Raw genomic sequence first — 20,160 nt, 5'->3', positions numbered from 1 at the left:
ACTTGGAATTATTTTCAATAACACCCATGAATTAGTAAAAAGTTTATAAAGTTCTTAAAGTTGTAAGGTCGTAATTTAATTTACTTTATAACTTTTCACTTTATAACTTTATAACTTAAAAATTATTCTATATCTTTAACCGTATAAACCTGTCCGCGCTTGATCTCCCCTTTCAAAAACTTATCGGCAATAACGTTTTCGATCTTTTCTGTGATCACCCTCTGCAAATTACGAGCGCCAAAAAAAGGATTATATCCTATTCTTGAAATTTTTGCCACCGCCTCATCTGTGATCTTTATTTCAATGCCCTGAGCCTTCTCCATGCGCTTGGAAAGATTCTTGATCTGCAGCTTCGCGATCTGAGTAATATCGTCCTCGGATAAAGTCTTGAATATGATCTGCGCGTTAAAACGATTCAAAAGTTCCGGTTTGAAATATTCCAATAAATTCTTTTCGAATTCCGCCTGGAATTCCGGTATGGTTTTTCCTTCCCTTAGCCGCTCCTGAATGATCTTCGATCCGGCATTGGATGTGGCAATAATAATAGTATTGGTAAAATCCACCAACCGGCCCAAACTGTCCGTAAGGCGGCCATCGTCAAAAACCTGCAAAAATAAATTTAGAACATTGGGATGCGCTTTTTCAAACTCATCAAGCAAGACAAGCGAAAACGGCTTCTTTTTTACCGCCTCGGTCAACTGGCCGCTGACAACTCCGTCCGGAGAACCGATCAGTTTTTCAATGCTTTGCACCGACTGAAACTCGCTCATATCCAGGCGCACCATTAATTTTTCCGAACCGAAATAAACCTCAGCCAGAGTCTTAGCCAGCTCTGTTTTCCCCACTCCCGTCGGCCCCAAAAAAAGAAACACACCCATAGGTTTTTTCTCGTTCTTCAAACCCACTCGCATTCTTTTGATCGCTTCGGAAATCGCTTTAACCGCCAAATCCTGGCCGATCATTCTTTTGTGAATCTCTGATTCAAGATTATTTAATATATTCGCTTCCTTGCTTGTAATATCAATAACCGGCACCCCTGTCTTTTCGGTCACCAAAGCCATGATGTCTTCGCTCTTTACCAAAGAATCTTTTCCCGATCGCACTTTCACCATAACCGCAGCCTCGCTTAATAGATCCACAGCCTTGGCGGGCAAAAGCTTGTTAAAAATGTACCTTTGGGAAAGATCAACCGCTTTTTTAAGAGCATTAAAAGTAAACCGAACTTCTTCTTTTTCCTCTATTCCGTATGATTCCCTTGATAAAATTTCCAAAGCAACATCGGGAGTAACCTCTTCCACCTTAACTATATCAAAAGTATCGGCAAAATCGCCGCGCTTCTCGATCGTCTGGTGATAATCAAAAAAAGTTGTCGTACCAATTACCTGTAAATAGCTTTGTCTGAAAACCGGAGTTAGGATTTCCGAAACATCAAAACCATGCTCAGCGCCCGAGTCGGCTAAATTATGAATATCGGGAATAAAAAAAATAATATTCCCCGCCAATTGGATTTCCTGCAAAATATCTTGTATTCTCTCCTCAAGCTCACCGCCTGCCGTCACTCCGGAAACTACCAATGAAGCATCAAGAGAAACCAGACGCTTGTCTCTAAGTTTTGACAAACATTTATCACTAGCCATTAATCTGCCGATCGCGTTAACGATAGATCTTCTGCCGCTCCCTGTCTCGCCGATCAAAAGCACATTATTCTTGCTGTTTCTCTCCAAAATTCTCATTACTTCGCTGATCTCCTTTTCTCTGCCCACGATCGGAGGCAAAACCCCCGCCGCCGCATAATCGGTTATGTCGTAGCTGAATTTATCAAGAGTCGGCGTCGGCCTGGCTGTCCACGCGCTATTCATTATCCGATGCTTGATCGTTACTCTTCTGAGCCCTTTTTTTATAAATAACTTTTGTAAGAATCCTCCGTTATTTTCCTTTTGAGACCACAATACTCCCGTATGAAGATTCTCCGCGTTGATCCCCGATCCCTGCAAGAAAAAATTAACATCCTTAAGATTTATCGCCACCGAAGAAAAAAGGCTTATTTTATCAATATCTTTCCTACCCATTTTTACCGCTTCCAGCAAAGAACCGATCACGGCTTTCTTAATATCGGCATTGAATTGAACTTTTTGCTCTCCTAAGATCGGCTCGGCGGTTTCTTTGATCTTATTATTTATTAATTCGATCATTTCTTTTTGGCTGACTTCAAGCATAGCAATGATCCGTTCAATATCCCGATCACTAAACAGCGCTTTCAGTAAATGCCAAACGCCAACCTGGTTTTTTGATCCTTCGGCAATCGCTCCGGCTTCGTAAATTTTTCCCTTGGCCGAAGAATCCAAAAGCGGCTCAATATTGAACCCGCTTCCCCGATTTGTTTCCGCTTTATCAAACACACCGAATACTATTTTAAAAATATCAAAATCTTGTTCGCGCTCTTTTTTTGCCGCCGCCCGCAAAAGATAGATCCAGTAAACCAAAACAAGCGTTGATGCCCAAAAAAGAAAAGGTTCGACGCCTTTTTGAGTGAACAAAGCAAAAATATCATCGGAAGATTCCAGAAAAACAATCGCTTTGTCATAAGAAGAAATGATAAAAAAAATCGCCAAAATCTTAATAGCAACAGCTACAACGGTCTTTAGCCATCGGGATAAGGACGAACCTATTTTGTTTTGCGGCTGCCAAAAATATTTTTCATTGCCTTTTGCGAGCCACACTCCCGCGCCGCCGCATTCTTGGCACGTTTGGCTTTTTGCTTCCGATTGACGAGCGACAACAATTCCCAAGCCGCCGCAAACAGAGCAAGTTATAATTTCCATACTATCCTTGTTTTTATTGACATTGATCCCCGCCATTATTATCTTTTATCAAATAAATTTAAAAATACCATTATAATTGCCACCATTGGCAAAGCTATCCAAAATAAATAAACCATCAACGAAAAAAAAGCTATTACCGAGTAAAAAGCCAGACCAAAAAAAATCCTCATAGTCCTTAGGATCGGCCCTATCACTATCCCAACATAAGTATAGTCTCCATAAAGAGGACTTGCCCAGTTTTGCAAATTACCAACTAATCCTATGTCGCGATCAAGGGTTTTTAAAAGCTTGCCGAGCCAATTCCAAAAATTTCTCGTATCATCAATATACCAGCCGTAAAAAAAATTAATAACGGGACTAAACATAAGATTATTCTAAGCTATTTTGTTTAATTATATCACAAACCCTGTAAATCTGCCATAAAATTAAAAACCGGGTTTTGCGCCCGGTATGAGAAGCAAATAAAGTCTTTATAGCCTTCAGCAATTATCTCCCGCCACAAAACCGGTCGTCCAACAAAGCTGCAGGCTGTAGCCGCCGGAAGCGCGATCAATATTTAACGCGTCTCCGATAATATACAAGCGAGGCACAAGACGCGACTGCATTGTCTTAAAGTCTACGTCTCGGAGCTCAACACCGCCCGAAGAAGCAATCGCTTTATCCGCTCCAAGCAAGCCCCGGACATTAAGAGTAATATTTTTTAACATCGCAAGTAATTTCACCCGTTCTTCGCTTTTTAAACTATGGTTAAAAGTTTCGCCATCAATACTCGCCATCTCTAAAACTTCTAAAGCAAGCGCCGAAGGAATAAAAAGGCTTAATGTATTTTTCAATTTTTTATTACTCTCGTTTTGGAGAAGTTCCAGAAATTTTTTACTCAATGCATTTTGATCAAGGCCCGGAAAAAGATCAAGCGATATAATAACTTCGCCATTCTTTATCAGCTCGCCGATTTCCCTGCTCATATTAAGCACTAGCGGTCCGGTAATCCCAAAATGGGCAAAAAGCATCTTGCCTTTTTCCGCTCCGTATTTGCGGCCATTCTGAAATATCGTAAGCTTAATATCTTCAAGAATTATTCCGCTTAATTTTTTCGCCCAAATATCTTTCAACGCGACCGGCACAAGCGCGAGATTATTTTCGGCAATAGCATGTCCAAGTTTTTTAAGCCAAATAAATCCATCGCCGGTGGAACCGGTAACAGAAAGCGCAGTGCCTCCGGTCGCGACAATACATGATTTCGCTTTTAACTCTTTTCCGTCCTTGATCCGAATGTTAAAATGCTTTTTTTTCGCGCCAATCGTCAAATCGTTAACTTCAGAATTAGTCTCAATTTTTACTCCGCCTTTTTTCATATAGCGAATCAGCACATCTAAAACCGATTGCGCCTGATTGGAAACAGGAAAAATTCTTTCGTCGTCTTCTTCTTTCGTCGCCATTCCCCGGCTATTGAAAAACTCAAGCGTTTCCTCAACGCCAAACTGTGAAAAAGCCGACAATAAAAACTTGCCGCTTTTTTTATACTTCGCTGACAACAAGCGAATATCGGAAATATTATTAGTTAAATTGCACCGCCCGCCGCCAGTAAGCAGAAGTTTTTTTCCGAGTACCGCATTTTTTTCCAAGAGTAAAACTGACAAACCGCGCTCCGCCGCCCTTCCCGCCGCCATCATTCCCGCCGGCCCTCCGCCGATCACCACGACATCCCATAGATCATTTTCTTTTGTTTTTGTTTTCATAAATTATACTCTTGAAAAGCGCCAAATATTTATCTTGTCCTTTAATTAAATCTTTTGAAAATTTTGTGTTCAGATTTTCAATATGAATTGATTTTTAAGATTTTTAAGTTCATATTATTTATCTAATAACTTTTTATTTTTCGGTTTTTGCAAATAATTCTTTTTAGACACAATTGGTCTGCCTAATTCTTTTTCCAGTTCTTTTCTGGCGTTTCCGGCTATCTTCCCTCCCCTGCCGGCATCTTGCTTTAATTTTGGTATGCCTTCTGAATTTTCTTGGCGATGAATTTCAGTCGTCTACAAATTGTAGATAACTGAACTTCATCTTCCAAATTAACCCTTGCTTTCATTGCGGTCCAATATTTACTCGGCTGAACGCTATCCGTTAACGCCTCAATAATATCAACAACTGAAAAATACCACTCATTTTTAAAAATAATTCGTCTAATTTTTTTTCCTTTAAATAAAGCTATTTTTGTAGTTTCCATAATATTTATCTTATTCTTTGATTAGATCTTTGGAAAATTTTAATTTTATTGATTATGTGGATAGACTATTGACTTTAAATTTAGAAAGAGTATATTATAAGTATCTATTGGTTTTCCATAAACTGATAGGGTTTTACATCCAAGGGCAACCTTCCGCGAGGAGGGTTGCTTTTTATTTCGGCATATTCTCCCTACGCTTTAATTCTCTGCCCCAAATATCTTCTCCAATATTAAGTACATCAAAATAACCATCCCCGCCTGTTCGCAATTCTTGGGAAATATTATTCTTTGAAGAAAAGATATAAACTTTTTTGCCTCCATTTTTTACATAAGTTACCAACTCAAGAAAATCAGAATCGCCCGTAAATAATACAGCAACATCATACTTTTTCATATGATGAATTACATCAATCGTCATTTCGACATCCATATTTCCTTTTTCCTGAATTGAATCGCCAAGTTCATCGCTATGGGTTGTTATTCTTTTTAATTCTTTCTTTCTCACAATAAATCCAAGCCCTTTCTTTAAATAGGTAAAAAACTTATGTCTGCCGTCAAGGCAGTAATCTCGCGTTCCTTTGGCGGGATAGGCGGTATAATAAAATACTTGAATCTCGGAAGCGCCAAATTTTATTTTCAAAAATATTTTCAACTTCTGATAATCAAACATTTTTCCTTTGGCCTTTTGCGCCTGCCATAAATTCGACGCATCAATAAACACATATATTGCGTTTGGCTTCTCAATATCTTTCTTTTTAAAAATTTTAGGTAAAATCATTTTAAAAATAAATTACTGTAACTGAAAATTTATGCCATGGCAAGAAAATTCAGTCGAGATATTACAATGTCCGATTTTTGCGAAATATTGCTCAAAAATTTCCGCGATTTTGGGTTTGATTGAATCTTTTGAAAATTTTGTATCCGTATAAAATTATTTTAAAAAGCCTAGCTTTTTGGAGAATTTGAATTTTAAAAGCTGTGAAAATGACATTAAAGAAAACCTGCATAAACAAAGGATAATTACCTATTTTTTATTTTATTATCAATACCTGTTGAAAATAAACGCTTAGGTATTTCTTGACCCGGCTTTCTATAATAGCTATCTTTTTTTGCCAATCCAATTTTTTCAAGTAATCCTTTATCAACCCATGCCTTTAAAAGCCTAGACATTTTTAACACATCATTTAAACCGGTTATTTCGCGAGCTTTCTTGTTTGTAATTCGATAATTCTCGTCTACGTATTTACTGACAGTATCCCAATATTGGACTTTGTGTAAATTTAATAAAATCAATAATACGGAATTTGGCCTTAAGGTCGGCGGAAAATACAACGGTTCATATAAATTTTGTTCTTTCATTACCTTAAACATGCGATCAACGCCCTCACCAATATCCAAATTAGGAGCAATCTGAAAACGATTTAGTGTTCTTAAAATCAAGGGGTTTCTTGAAAATCTTTCCGATCTAATATTGTCAACTGTAATATGACCAGGGTATGTGCCTGGACTTTCTATTTCAACCCGATCATCAAAAAATCTAACCTGAATATCGTCTTGCACAAAATAATTGCGATGGATAACCGCATTAGTTATTGCTTCTTGAAATGCCCATTCCGGTATTAAAAAGGTCGGAACAAAAGAAGCGCCAATTAACTTTGGCGGAGACTTTTTAACAACACTGCTAAAATATTCAATGGCTTGTTCTATTTGCTTTATTAGCGGTCCTTCTATCGTAAACGGTCGATTTACAAAATTCGGTTTATCGGTATATGTTGGCTTTGTTCCATAGTAATGAGAAATTTTTATTCCGCACTTACTTTTAAGAATAACAGACGGATTTTTACCAAAAAGAAGTATTCCCGCCTTAGTTAATTCATATTTGCCACCCTCATTTAGAGCTAATCCGTTGTCTTTCAAGAATTGCCAGTCATCTAAACCGCTGGATGATGTATCTTTTTTATACTGTTCAAAAAGGTCGCGGTTTAAATCATTAAGCTGGCCAATATCGGATTTTTCATTTTCAAACTTTATGGCGCCTTTTTCATATTTAAGCCGTATTATTTCCGTAGAGCCAATTTTAACATTTTGATGGCCTTTCCTCACGAAAGTATCGCCTCTTTTAAGCGAGTGCACATCATTGCTCTTTTTAATATTTATTACCACAAGCTTATCCGCCTTGCCTTGCGTGTTTGTAATATCAAGCTCAAACTTTCCCCACAACATAAGCGGCGGTTCGATTTCTTTTTCTAGCAGTTTCAAAAAGTCAGAAACATTACTCGCGTTCTCACTAATTCCAATAAACCTTTTTTCTCCTTGAGCCTTCATGGAATCTTCAAGACCTATAACAACAAGACCGCCATCGGCATTTGCAAAAGCAACCGCTGTTTCTAATAAATCAGCAGGTTTAATGGCAGCTCTTTTGCATTCGAATGTTTGCCATTCTTGCGCGGCTAAAAATATTTTTAATAAATCGTTATCATTCATATATTTCTCCTATTTTTTATTGGCCAAACATTTTTCATTTTTAAGGTATTTAATAAAATTTATCCCGAGTGTCGAAGTATAAACAAACGGAAATTCAATAGGACCAACTCGAGACGAAGGATCATTGTATAAAATACCTAAATTAATCAAATGATAAATGCTTGATAAGCACTTTGAATCGTCAAAAACTTGGTAACTATTGCGAGTTTTAACATTAACATATTTAAGAACATCTATATCTTCTAAACTTAGTTGCGACAAAACATGAACAAATCTTTCCAATTCAAACTCGTATTTATTATCATTTTTAGAATATCCTAAAAATATATTCCGAAAATATCTACGTTTTTCTTCGTTTCGTGATGTTAAATACTTTTCAAGAGAAAACACAAATCCGTCCTGAAACTCTTCCTGTTGCAATATTTCCTGAGTAAAAACTTCTGGATTATCCCTTACCATCTCCACCCACTCCAAAGCTCTTTGTTCCCGTAATTTCAACCCCGCTCCATAAAGTGCTCTACTTAACCCCCAAGCAATATTCAATGCTGGAATATTTGAAATAATAACATCAATTGAATCTTTTAAAATTTGTTTATCTTTTACATTCATATATTTTCCACGATCCTAATTTCCTCCTCCCTCAATCCATAAAGCTCATAAACTTCCTTGTCTATTTTTCTATCCGTCTTCTCAATTTCCTCTTTTATCGAATTCCATTTATTGGAATTTTTGGGAGCTTCTAAAAGCTCCTCGTTAAACGCAAGCATTTTATTAACTAAATTTACAACAGTCATCTGTTGCTTCCTGTTGGCTGGATAAATAGGAAATTTTGCAAGCTCATTAACCTTAAATTGCGGAAATATCTTTCTCTGAAATTTATCAAAAGTCTTTACAAACCAATAAGAAATTAATCTAGAGTTTATAACCCCTAAAATATATTTAAGATTATACTCTTTAGTAGAAGCATAAATTATCATGCTGTTTATATCGTTTAAATAATCTTTATTGGTAAATACACCGTTTATACAACTAGGAAAAGGAGACGGAATTTGCCTAACTAAAATTCTTTCACTTTTAAATAACTTTTCTTCTCGGGAGGCAGCAAGGCATTTTCCGTATTTCAAATACCAACCACTCCAGTTTATTTTAAACCTTTGAACATTTTTACCTTCTAAGTAGGGAAAATAATTTTGATCAATTTTTGTTTTTGAATGATAAACTCTATCATCCTTCATTTGTTTAGTTTGAGCAGGAATACCTTTTCCGACTTCGTATGCTTTTAGCCCAGATTTTACAATCGCAATTTCATTAAGTTGAACACATTTTTCAAATTTACTCAAAATATTGTTATCGTTAACATTCTTAGATTTTGAAATATTAATAATAAAATCATTTTGATAGAAATTTTCTGGTTTATAGGTAGTTAAATCGAGCATATTACCCTCTTTCAATTCCCCAAGTTGAATTTCTGTCGGTTTTGATTTTTGAAATAACAAAAGGCCTGTATCCACACTAGCTTGATCAAAAACAGTTTCGATAGCGTTAATAATTTTTAAATCAGCAACATTTTTTAGCAAAAATTCTCTCAGTTTTGAAAATGAATTTATAGTCAACCAATTATTGGGAACAATAAAACCAAACTCGCCGTTTTGTTTTAATAAATTATAACCTTGCTCTATAAAAAGCAAAAAAGTATTTAGTTGATACTGCTGCAATTTAAAGTTATCATAATAATATTTCTTTTCATTTTCATCAAAATTACCGCCACGAGCAAAAATATACGGCGGATTGCCAATAATCACATCAAAACCGCCTTGCGCGAAAACTTCTGGAAATTCTTCCTGCCAATTAAATGGCTTTTTGTCCCTGAAATTTTTGCCAAAATATTTTTTTAATTCTTCGTCGGTGTCGGAGATCAGTGAATTACCATTTTTAATATTTTTCGCGAGCGACGGCAGTTTAATCTTGCTATCCAAAGCGTTAATCAACAAATTCAATCTGGCGATTTCCACCGCCTGTTCGTCAAGATCAACCCCGTAGATATTTTCGGTTAAAATCTGAAGCTTGGTATAAACCCCGCCGTCAGCGCCGAAATCCTTATATTTATCATTTATCGCTTCCAAAGCCTTGACAAGAAACGAGCCCGAACCGCAAGCCGGATCAAGAACCTTGATTTTTTTAAGATCGGTGATGCTTTTACATTCAGCCAAAACCGGACCCAAAGCGTTTTTGACAATATAATCAACCACAAAAGTCGGCGTGTAATAAATACCTTGCTCTTTGCGCTTTTTGGCATCCTTATCAACAGTCATTCCTTTTTTGGACTGTGAAAGCCGATAGCCCAGATAATTCTCGTAAACGCTACCCAACACATCGGCCGGCATCGCGCTGAAATCGTATTCATAATATCCTTTTTTACCATAGAGAATATTAATCACCTTTTCAGTCGAGTCGTCGTATTCTTCCCACTCTTCAAAAGGATGCGGCGAGAATAAATTGGAATTATAAATCTTATCGAATTCCCGAAATTTCTCAATCATTGATTTGTAAATGCGTTCTTGTTTGCTTCTGGCCTGCCACTGCCTAATCATCGGAATCAATGTCGGCGGCTCAACGCCGCGATCTTCGGCTACTCTAAGAAATATAAGGCGATCAAGCAATTTTTGCACGCCTTCGTCAAGCAGGTCTTTGGGAACTTTTTCATTCCACGCCGCCAGACTTTTAGTAAGAATATCTCTGGCTTTTTGCAAATCTTTGTATAAAAGCGCGCTTACGGATATTTTTTGCAGTTTTTTGCCGTGTTCCTCGGCGTATTTATCAATCAGGCCTTTTTCAAACGCTTCTTTGGAAAGAAGGCTTAATTGTTCGTCAAAACGTTCAAGATATTGGGTATAAGGGATTTCAAAAAGCAATTTATCCGCCAGCGATTTATCAATTTCTTGAGCATTGAATACTTTAAAACTTTCAAAATCGGTCAAAACGGCCCAAGTCACGCCTTTGTTCCACGAATAGCGAATTGATTGGTTGGCAAAATCCTCTCGCTGCAAATCCGCGCTAAGCTTTTTTGCTTCCAGATAAAATTTAGCCCTGCCGTTAAGATAGATCCCGTAATCAACCCTGCCAGAAGAAATGATATGTTCTTCGGCTGAAACTTCGTTTTTGTCGAAAACATTCCAGCCCAGCGCTTCCAAAAGAGGAAGGATTAGATCTTTCTTGGTTTCTTCTTCGGTATATGATTTTAATTTCCCCGAACTCTTGATTTTCTCGTATTTTTCCACCAGCGCTTTTATTTTTTCTTTCGCTTGTTCTTGCATAATTATTTTCCTTAAATTCAACTATTACCTAATTTTACCCCAAAACCCGCTTAAAATCAACTAAAAACACTATTTTAAAAAGCGGAGCGAAATACCCTGCTTTTTAACATACTTTAACTATATCGGTTTTCTTGCCACTGCGAAAAGATTGAAATTTTTCTTCCCGTTGCGATTTTTATAACCGATTTCTTCCACTTCCCATCCCGCTTTTTTCAAAATACTATTTAATTCAGCAAGTGTAAAAGCATGATAAAAGCGAAAAATCGGCGGAACTCCGCGTTTTTTCCAAGGAATATACAAATCACCCCAATCATACTCATCCTTGCCTAAAATCTTATCTGTGATACAATTAACTATCATTTTTGCTTGATATTTGATAAACTTAAACTGCCAAAGATTCCAGCAAGTTATGATCAGTTTTGCCCCGGGTTTCGCAATTTTTCGGACATTTTCCAAGAAGTTTATCTGCATTTCGCGGCCAGGAAGATGAGGCAATGTGGCGAGACAATAAATAATATCAAAGCTATTTTCAGCATATGGAATTTCGATTCCGTCAAAAACCTTAAATTCGGCATTTTCCGCTTTAAAATTCTGTTTCGCAATATTTATAAGATTTTCCGAAATATCCAAACCGACATACGAAAAATTTTTTCTTTTCTCCGCCAAAAATCCGAAAAGTTTGCCGTTTCCGCAGCCGATGTCAAGAACACTATCGCCTTCTTCCGCGTATTTATCCAAATCCCCGAGCTCCGGCCACATAGACTTCCGAGTAGCCGAAAATTCCTCGGCAATTTCATCGTAATCTCGCTTGGTTTTTTCCATTAAAAATTTTGCGTATTGAATATCCATATCTTGCAATAATAAATAAAAACGGGATGACAATTAACCAACAGCTTATTAGATTAATCATTAAAAACAACGTCAATAATCCTGACGCTCTTTCCGTTTTGAAGCGGAAATTCGGCAAAAAATACCTTAAAACGCCTACAAATATTATACTCCTTAAAGAGTATAATACAATGATAAAAAGCGGCGCGCTTAAGCCCTCTTTGAGCCGCCAAGAAGAGATAAAAAACCTCCTCCGCACTCGAAAAGTGCGCTCCCAATCCGGCGTAGCAGTAGTAGCGGTGCTGACCAAAGACTTCGGCTGTCCGGGCAATTGCCTTTATTGCCCCACAGAAAAAGGCATGCCCAAAAGCTATCTTTCCAACGAACCGGCGGTAATGCGGGCAATTGCCAACGACTTTGATCCATACCGGCAAGTCCAAACGCGCCTTGAGGGACTGGAAAATTCCGGCCACCCTACAGACAAGATAGAATTAATTATTATTGGAGGGACTTTTAGTTCCATACCGGATAAGTATAGATACGAATTTATTAAAAGATGCTACCAAGCGGCAAATACTTTTGCCACAAATCCCAAATCCCAAATCCCAAATCCCAAACAAATCAAAAATTCCAAAACACAAACTTTAAAACAAATTAAAAAAATAAACGAGAAATCTAAACATCGTCTTGTCGGTATTACTATTGAGACCCGGCCAGACTATATTAATGAAAAAGAAGTTTTGAAACTGCGCGAACTCGGCGTAACTCGGGTAGAGCTCGGCGTACAAAGCATTTATGACGATGTCTTAAAATTAAATAAACGCGGACACAATATTTCCCAAACCATTCAAGCTACAAAACTTCTGAAAGACGCCGGGCTAAAGATCAATTACCATATGATGCCGAATCTTCCCGGATCCAGCATAAGCCGCGATAAAAAAATGTTTCGAGAGATTTTCAGCAACAAAAACTTCCAGCCGGATATTTTAAAAATTTATCCGACCGTAGTGGTAAAAAATTCCGAGCTTTATCAATGGTGGAAACGAGGTAAATACAAGCCATACTCCGACAAGCAACTGCTGAATCTTTTGATTGATATAAAAAAAGATATTCCGCCCTATGTCCGAATTATGCGCCTTGTGCGCGATATCCCTTCGCAAAGCATTATCGCCGGAAGTAAGATTTCCAACCTGCGCCAAATAATCGAGCAAAAAACTCGCCAAGATATTCTGCATTGCCGATGCATCCGCTGCCGCGAGATCAAAGATAAAACATTCGCGCCTAAAAATCTAAAATTAAAAAGAATGGATTATCCGGCATCGGGCGGAAAAGAAATTTTCTTATCTTTTGAGGACACCAAACAAGATAAACTATTCGCGCTTTTGCGCCTGAGAATACCTTCGAAAGTATTATCACGCAAAAAGCCCCCCTTCGCCAAGGCTTCGGAGGGTAAACATTTTATTCCAGCATTGCAAAACGCGGCAATTATCCGAGAAGTGCATACTTACGGCCAACTTGTGCCAATCGCGGAAAAAGGCACAAGGAACGCTCAACATATCGGATTGGGCAAACAATTGATCGCCGAAGCCGAACGGATCGTGCGCGAAGAATTTGGCATAAAAAAAATCGCGGTCATCTCCGGAATTGGAGTGCGCGATTATTACAGAAAATTGAGTTATAGACTAAAAGATGAATATATGGTAAAAAATCTATAAGCCGAAACCATTCGGCTTATTTTTTATTTTTTAGCTTATAAATATAAAAACTATTTATACTATGCTCGCCCCGGATTTTTCCTTTTCTTATTAAATTTTCCACATCGGAAATTTTTATTTTTTTCACTTTCATACCATATTCGCTTTCGTCCAGTTTTTGTTTTGTAAAACTTAAATTTTCAGCCAAAAAAACATAAGATTTGCTATCTGACATTCCGACAAAAGCGTAATACCAGCCCAAAAAAGTAAATTTTTTGGCAACAATGCCGGCTTCTTCGCCAAGCTCTCTTTTTGCCGCCACCCGCGGCGTTTCTCCTTTTTCAATAACTCCTGCCGGAAATTCCAGCATTTTTTTCTCCACCGCAAACCTATATGTCTCCACCATATAAAAATAATTTCCCTCCTTCGCTAAAATCGCGGCGTAACTTGCGCGTTTCAAAAGATACCAATAAATCGGCTTTTTTTGCCCAGGAATCAAAAAACCGCTTTTAACAATTTTAAAATATGGGGTCTTATAATCTACTTCTGAAGATATTTTTTTGATTTTTCCCGCCATAGATTTATTGTTTAAACTATTTGCTTATATAACCGTTTCTTCGTCAATTGAAAAATATTTCCGCTCGGCATCAACAGTTGCCCGGCAACCGATAGGTATAATATAATTTTCTACATTATGCCCAATTTCTCCGACTTCCAAAATCGGAAAAAAATAGTTTTTTGTAACTTCTAAAATTACATCCCGCACTTCCCTGTCTTGCTTTTTGTCCGCCATATGCGAACCATAAAATTGACCAAGAATCAAACCACTGATTTCATCAAAAATTTTCGCCTGGCGAAAGTGCGTAAGTGTCATATCAATATCTTCGATTTTAACCATATACGCTTCCAAAAACAAAATCACTTTTTTATAATCCGGTCTAAATTCGGTATTATCCAAATTTTCAAGACAAGCAATATTCCCGCCGATTAATCGCCCATTCGCTTTGCCCGGCCGCACTGTTCGCCACCCTTGATACTTTTCATTTTCATTCAGTTTATCCAGACCCTTCCATTCCGGATTCGGCGATAATTGCCCTCCTTTTCCTTCAAATAAAGTTTTAACTAAGTTTTCTTTGATTACCGGCGACACTGGCAAGCCGAAAGTAAAAATTAGATCAGGCCCATGATAAGTAATTAAACCTGTTTTAGAAAATATCGGATTCAATAAGGTTGTACCATCACTGATCCCTAAAAATATTTTTGGGTTTCTTCTGATCAAATCAAAATCCAATCCGTCCAAAAGATTATTAGCTGTTGTTCCTCCAATAGACATTATTACCGCCTTAACCTCTTTATCCCTAAATGCTTCGTGAAAATCACTCAATCGCGCTTCTGTCGTTCCTGAAGAATAATAATATCTACCTAAAGCATTCTTGCTAATTTTTACTTTTAAACCCAAATTTTCCAGAAATTTAATGCCACTATTAAATTGATTTTTTAATTCTTCTGACACTCCTCCGGACGGCGAAACAATTGCCACCATATCGCCTTTTTGAAGTTTTTTTGGTTTAATAATTTGCATAAAATCGGTCATTAAAAATTATTTAATTGGTGCTCTCGACAGGAATCGAACCTGTATCACAAGCTTCGGAGGCTCGCATTCTATCCATTGAACTACGAGAGCTTTCTCTAACATCAATTCTACCATTTTAAGCTTTTTTGGCAAAATTAAAAGGGCGTATAGTTCGTATCTTAATCTTTGCATCCCGGCAAAGTATCATTAGAAATTACGAACTATCGCCCACCTGACCACACACCAAGCTTATTTAAGCTTGATTTTAAAAAAGAATCACAAAGGGAGGAGTGTTGGCGGAAGAACCTGCCAAAAACTAAGCAGTAAGCCACCTGTGATTACCTTTGTGATTACTAAGTGGTTAGCGTTAAAAAGTATAGCAATAATTAATTTTCTTGTCAAGCCCTGCGCGGATTTATGCTTTATACCAAACTTTATTGTTTTTCCTTTTTCTTACCGTCAAAAATCTTGATTTTTCCATACTCTCCGTCAAAACCTGGTACAAGCTGCACATGTCCGGCTCTCATTTTCTCAATTCCTTCCGCAATCAAAGAAGTCGTATTTTTGGCTATCTCTTTAATATCAACGTCAAGCAGAATGGCAAACTCTGTCTCGAAATGGCTTATTAGTTTAAAATATTCTTCATTTACTTTTTTTGCGCCTTTGGCCACGCCCATAGCATCCGCAATGATCTCCTTCAGCGGAATTAAATTTTTATAAGGCACGAATTTAGCCGGTTTTCCGCCAATCGCTCTATCAGCTAATTCATCCACCCGGTACATCACGCCTATGGTCAGCGGTTTTCCGCAAACCGGACAAATGCCTTTCGCCTTTTTGGTTTCCTCGGGACTCATGGAAATCTTGCAAAGCCGATGACCGTCATAATGATATTTCCCTTCCTCGGAAAAAAACTCGACAGTCGAAACAAATTTCAACGGTAAGGTTTTTTTAACGTCAGATTCCCCTTTATTCTTTATCGCGCTCATTATTGAATAATAATCGACCACCTCTCCTTCAAAAATATTGGCTTCTCGTCCCAAATTTTCCGGAGAATGCGCGTCGGAATTGGAGATCAACGAAATATTATCAAGCTTGCTCAAGCGCCAATTCATCGCCGGATCGCTGGATAATCCGGTTTCAACGGCAAAAATAAATTTTGTGTATTCGTCAAAACATTCTTCCAGTGAATCAAAACCGGATTTGGAACCGAAAACCGAAAACCAAGGAGTCCAGGCATGCGCGGGAACCAGCACCGCGGAAGTGGAAATATTTAAAATAATTTTTAAAAGATCCTTCGAGTCTAGTCCCAAGATCGGCCGTCCGTCCGAATGCAAATTTCCAATAGTGTTCAATTTCTCGTTTATCTTATCGGCTATTTCAAAAGAAGGCGCAAAAACAATATTATGAACCCGCCGCACTTTGCCGCCCTTCGAATAAATACTGGAAATCTCCGCGGTCAGAATAAATCTTATCTCGCCAAGAGCGGAAGCTTGGATCTTCGAAACTACTTCCGCGGGAATTTTAGCATTATTAAAATTATTTTTTATCGCAAGCTTCGCGTCTTTCAATTTATAAAGCCCCTTTTCCGCCGGCTCCAGTTTCTCTTTCAATTCCTTGATCCAAACCGGATGCGTAAAATCCCCGGTTCCCACTACTTTAATGCCTTTAATCGCGGCCCAATAAGCCAACGCTTCGGGCTCCATATCGCGGCTGGTAGCGCGGGAATATTTGGAATGAATGTGAAAATCGCAGATAAAACGCTCTGTCTTAGCGCTATTAAATATTTTCATATGTTCCTACGGCGATTGCGACTAAGATAAAAATAAAGTAGAGTCCCAGTAAAACCAAAGCTTCCTTTTTCGTAATTCTTTTTCCGGTTAGCACCGAGAAAAAGAAGAATAAAGACGCAATAATTAAAAATAATCTTGCGATAACTCCGTATGAAGAATTAATAATTTCAATCGGATGTATTAAAGAGACAATTCCTAAAACTAAAGTAGCGGGTATTATAACAGCACCCATCAAAGTTCCCAAAATCATCCAGTTATGCCCTTTCTTAGCCAAAGCTACGGTAAAATATATTTCCGGCAAGGCATTTCCCAGTCCGGTAATAAAAATTCCGATTAAAATCAGCGGCAAATTAAAAGTAAAGGAAAAAAAAGCAGCTGATTTTACGATTCCTTCGGCCGCAATTATTATGAAAACTGCCGCTATAATTACCCTGCCCAAGTCTTTGTAAATACTTAAAACCTTTGAGTAAATACAAGCGCTATGTTCGCCGTTATAAACTCGTGAAAATCTTTCTTTTTTTGAAAAGAGCCAATAAAGGTAAAACACAAAAAAAGATATGAGTAAAACGCCATCAACCCTTGAAAGGATTCCGTCCGCCGACAAAAGCAAAGGCAGAATCGCAGAGACTAAAACGAAAACCGCCGTTGTTTGAATCGTTTGGCTATTGCCTGGAATTCCGGTATGGGAAAAGAAAGCTGCCAAACCTACGGCCAAGGTCATAGCTACCATATTATTTCCCAAAACATCGCCGAAAGAAAGCTGGGGGACTCCGTGCAAAGCCGAAAAAACACCAACAAAAAGATTAGGCAGGGAACTTGCAAAAGCCATTAATAAAAAAGCGACTACGAATTCCTTCCAGCCCATGAATTTGGCTATTCTTGTCAGGCTTCCAACTAAAAGTTCTCCGGAAAAATAAAGCAGAATGCAAGAAATTATAAAAATTAGGATGTAAAGCCAAATCATAAAATTAAGCCGTTTTCCCGGGCGGCAAACCTTGTGAATAATTTATAACCGTGGTAATGATTCCGTTAGGCAAATAAATAATCCTGCCTTCATTATCTTCTAAAATCGTGGAGCGTATCGTGATTTTTTTAACCTTGCCTTCAAATGTCCCGATTTTCACCCGATCGCCGACATTATATTGATTCTCTATTAAAATAAAAAGTCCCGACACGAAGTCCTTGATTAAGGATTGGGTTCCAAAACCTATAACCAATCCGATAATGCCGGCTCCTGCCAAAACCGGTCCCGTGTCAACTTTGAACATCCGCAGTAAAATCAAAACAATGGCAAACAGAATCAGCATATTCCCTGTATTAACCGCCACGCCTCCCAGTGTTTTCATTTTCATCTCTAATTTTTCTTTCGCGCCGTTTTTACTAAAATCAAATTTAATAATCAGCTTAACTAACCGCTTCACCGCTATCTTTAAAAAAACTCTGTCAAAAATTATCAGAATCAAAATCCAAAAAATTCCGTTTCCGTAGTTTTTTAAAAAATTGCTTAGAAAAGTTTCGAATTGTTCCATATTTGTAAGATTATTTATTAGAATCAAATTCTTATTTTCTCGGCCTTATTATCTCTTTCCCCACATATTCCACGAGCGCTTTCGGCACCCGCACCGTTCCATCTTTCTGCTGATAATTTTCCAAAATCCCAATCAAAACACGCGGCGTGGCAATGGCGGTGTTATTCAGCATATAAACATATTGCTTTTTATCATTCGCATCCTTATACTTCACGTCCAAACGGCGCGACTGCCAGTCCAGAAAAATACTTGCCGAACCGCTCTCCCGATACCAGCTATTCGCCGCCAGCCACACTTCCAGATCGTATTGCCGATACTTGCCGGCACTCAGATCCCCGGTGCAAATAATAATTTTTCGATACGGCAAGCCCAAGTCTTCCAAGATTTCCTGAGAAATACCCAACATTTCATCTTGTAATTTCTCCGCCTCTTTTTTATCAGCCTTGCAAAATACCACCTGTTCTACTTTCATAAATTCATGAACGCGATAAATTCCTTTCGTATCCCGGCCATAACTTCCTATCTCGCTTCGATAACATTGACTATAGCCTGTCATTTTAAGCGGTAAATTTTTCTCCTCCAAAACCTCTCCCCCATAATATGCCAAAAGCGACGGCTCTGATGTACCCACTAAAAATTTCCTTTCTTTGCTAGCTGCACCATCCACCTCTTTATCCTGACTGGCAATCTGATATATTTCATCTACTTCATCACTATATTCCAATCCTTTGAAATACCCGCTGCCAAAAAGCGCTCCGCCTTTCACTAGAGTCGGTGGGATTATCGGCGTATATCCACTTTGAACCATTTTTTTAAGCGCGTACATCATAAGCCCCATCGCCAAAAGCGCGCCTTCGTTTTTCAAGTAATAACCCCGATAACCGGCCACCTTCTTGCCGCGCTCCAAATCTAAAAGATCCAGGTTTTTTCCGATCTCAATATGGTCTTTCGGCTTGAAGTCGAATTTTGGCTTCTCTCCCCAAACATAAACTTCCTTATTATCCTCTTCGCCCTTTCCTATCGGCGTATCAGCTGAAGGAATAGTCGGAACTTTTATCATTAAGGAATTGTATTCGCTTAAAATCTTATTATAATCCGGCTCCACCAGATCAATCTTGCTTTTAATTTTCTTTCCCCCTGCGATAATTTTAGCCCTCTCGTTCTTATTTTTCGCCGAGCGAATGGAATCATTGATCTTGTTCTTTTCCGCCTGCAAGCCTTCAACTTCTTGCATAGCTTTCAAACGTTTATCATCAAGCGCCAAAAGCCGCTTCAAATCCAAATCAACATGCTTATTCTTTGCCGCTTTTTTGATTTCTTCTTTGTTTTCTCTGATAAATCTTATATCGAGCATAGTTTTGTGTTATGTCTTAAATATAATAAAAAAGTATGATTTTATTATATGGTAGCAATAATTTGTTAAGGTGTCAAAATAAAAAAGAAGATCAAAGGTTTTGACTACTGAGGCTTTTTGCCCCGCCTTTTCTCTTCTTTGCTCTGCGTTTTTTTAAATTTTTTCTTCTATTTCTTTCTTTTATCCTTTTTTCAAGCTTTTTTTCATACCGCCTATTCACGCTTGCAATAAATTCCACTCTCTTTATATCTGTTCCCTTTGTTTCATTTTTTACTTCTTGCATTGCTTCCAGCACAAGAGGACAATCTTGCTCTGAATAATACGCGCGAATATTTTTCTCAAAAAATTTTATTTGATCGGGATCCTCCTCATTAAACATCTGACCGATTGCGACGACAGTCGCTTCATCAAATAGTACATGTGTCGATAGTGGCCTATACTTATACCCATTCTTTTTTCTCACCAAATTCCCTCCTGTTTTGTCTTTTAAATTACAATTTTATGATCGTTTTGAAAGACTTTTCATTATAGCAGATATTATACAA

At 37.9% G+C, this 20,160-nt stretch carries 16 protein-coding genes, 1 tRNA gene and 1 pseudogene; 1 reads left to right on the top strand and 17 read right to left on the bottom strand.

Features of this window, described 5'->3' with window-relative positions:
- Window positions 1-122 precede the first annotated feature (122 nt).
- The 9 genes and pseudogenes from Q8N37_00515 to Q8N37_00475 all read right to left on the bottom strand — a co-directional run bounded on the left by Q8N37_00515 (window position 123) and on the right by Q8N37_00475 (window position 11,696).
- Entirely contained in the window at window positions 123-2,858 is a 2,736-nt protein-coding gene (locus Q8N37_00515) for an AAA family ATPase (GenBank protein MDP3056989.1), read from the bottom strand.
- Between the two features lie 2 nt (window positions 2,859-2,860).
- The gene (locus Q8N37_00510) at window positions 2,861-3,187 is read right to left on the bottom strand and encodes a hypothetical protein (GenBank protein MDP3056988.1); all 327 of its coding nucleotides are present in this window, start codon (window positions 3,185-3,187) and stop codon (window positions 2,861-2,863) included.
- Between the two features lie 114 nt (window positions 3,188-3,301).
- A pseudogene (locus Q8N37_00505) lies at window positions 3,302-4,525 on the bottom strand (aminoacetone oxidase family FAD-binding enzyme).
- Window positions 4,526-4,809: 284 nt separating this feature from the next.
- A complete protein-coding gene (locus Q8N37_00500) occupies window positions 4,810-5,049 on the bottom strand; it encodes a hypothetical protein (protein MDP3056987.1) in 240 nt (79 codons plus the stop codon).
- A gap of 172 nt (window positions 5,050-5,221) precedes the next feature.
- Window positions 5,222-5,827, bottom strand: a complete 606-nt coding sequence (locus Q8N37_00495) for an NYN domain-containing protein (protein ID MDP3056986.1) — start codon at window positions 5,825-5,827, stop codon at window positions 5,222-5,224.
- A gap of 242 nt (window positions 5,828-6,069) precedes the next feature.
- Entirely contained in the window at window positions 6,070-7,533 is a 1,464-nt protein-coding gene (locus Q8N37_00490; protein ID MDP3056985.1) for an ATP-binding protein, read from the bottom strand.
- A 9-nt stretch (window positions 7,534-7,542) separates the two neighbouring features.
- On the bottom strand, window positions 7,543-8,142 hold the full coding sequence (locus Q8N37_00485) for a hypothetical protein (protein MDP3056984.1): 600 nt from the start codon (window positions 8,140-8,142) through the stop codon (window positions 7,543-7,545).
- A complete protein-coding gene (locus Q8N37_00480) occupies window positions 8,139-10,847 on the bottom strand; it encodes an N-6 DNA methylase (GenBank protein ID MDP3056983.1) in 2,709 nt (902 codons plus the stop codon). The genes Q8N37_00485 and Q8N37_00480 overlap by 4 nt, the downstream gene beginning before the upstream one ends.
- 117 nt (window positions 10,848-10,964) lie before the next feature.
- Complete coding sequence (locus Q8N37_00475; GenBank protein MDP3056982.1) at window positions 10,965-11,696, bottom strand: class I SAM-dependent methyltransferase; 732 nt, start codon at window positions 11,694-11,696, stop codon at window positions 10,965-10,967.
- A 26-nt stretch (window positions 11,697-11,722) separates the two neighbouring features.
- Between Q8N37_00475 and Q8N37_00470 the strand changes: the two genes are divergently transcribed.
- Complete coding sequence (locus Q8N37_00470; GenBank protein MDP3056981.1) at window positions 11,723-13,390, top strand: tRNA uridine(34) 5-carboxymethylaminomethyl modification radical SAM/GNAT enzyme Elp3; 1,668 nt, start codon at window positions 11,723-11,725, stop codon at window positions 13,388-13,390.
- Between the two features lie 16 nt (window positions 13,391-13,406).
- Here the strand turns inward: Q8N37_00470 and Q8N37_00465 are convergent, their stop codons facing one another.
- From Q8N37_00465 to Q8N37_00430, 8 genes are all read right to left on the bottom strand, one after another.
- Window positions 13,407-13,946 carry an NUDIX hydrolase gene (locus tag Q8N37_00465; protein MDP3056980.1) on the bottom strand — a complete coding sequence of 180 codons (540 nt, stop codon included), beginning with the start codon at window positions 13,944-13,946 and terminating at the stop codon, window positions 13,407-13,409.
- Between the two features lie 24 nt (window positions 13,947-13,970).
- Entirely contained in the window at window positions 13,971-14,951 is a 981-nt protein-coding gene (locus tag Q8N37_00460; GenBank protein ID MDP3056979.1) for an LD-carboxypeptidase, read from the bottom strand.
- A gap of 27 nt (window positions 14,952-14,978) precedes the next feature.
- A tRNA-Arg gene (locus Q8N37_00455) sits at window positions 14,979-15,053 on the bottom strand.
- A gap of 323 nt (window positions 15,054-15,376) precedes the next feature.
- Window positions 15,377-16,732 (bottom strand): endonuclease Q family protein, encoded by a 1,356-nt coding sequence (locus tag Q8N37_00450; GenBank protein MDP3056978.1) that lies wholly within the window; start codon window positions 16,730-16,732, stop codon window positions 15,377-15,379.
- Complete coding sequence (locus tag Q8N37_00445) at window positions 16,719-17,696, bottom strand: sodium:calcium antiporter (protein ID MDP3056977.1); 978 nt, start codon at window positions 17,694-17,696, stop codon at window positions 16,719-16,721. Before Q8N37_00445 ends, Q8N37_00450 begins: the two co-directional genes overlap by 14 nt.
- Before the next feature lie 4 nt (window positions 17,697-17,700).
- Window positions 17,701-18,261, bottom strand: a complete 561-nt coding sequence (locus Q8N37_00440; GenBank protein ID MDP3056976.1) for a mechanosensitive ion channel — start codon at window positions 18,259-18,261, stop codon at window positions 17,701-17,703.
- 31 nt (window positions 18,262-18,292) lie between these two features.
- Window positions 18,293-19,615, bottom strand: a complete 1,323-nt coding sequence (serS, locus tag Q8N37_00435; GenBank protein ID MDP3056975.1) for a serine--tRNA ligase — start codon at window positions 19,613-19,615, stop codon at window positions 18,293-18,295.
- Window positions 19,616-19,706: 91 nt separating this feature from the next.
- Complete coding sequence (locus Q8N37_00430; protein MDP3056974.1) at window positions 19,707-20,081, bottom strand: hypothetical protein; 375 nt, start codon at window positions 20,079-20,081, stop codon at window positions 19,707-19,709.
- Window positions 20,082-20,160 lie beyond the last annotated feature (79 nt).

The organism is bacterium (assembly GCA_030693205.1).
GTDB lineage: Bacteria > Patescibacteriota > Minisyncoccia > JAHIHE01 > JAHIHE01 > JAHILZ01.
This window is presented reverse-complemented; position numbering and strand designations above follow the sequence as displayed.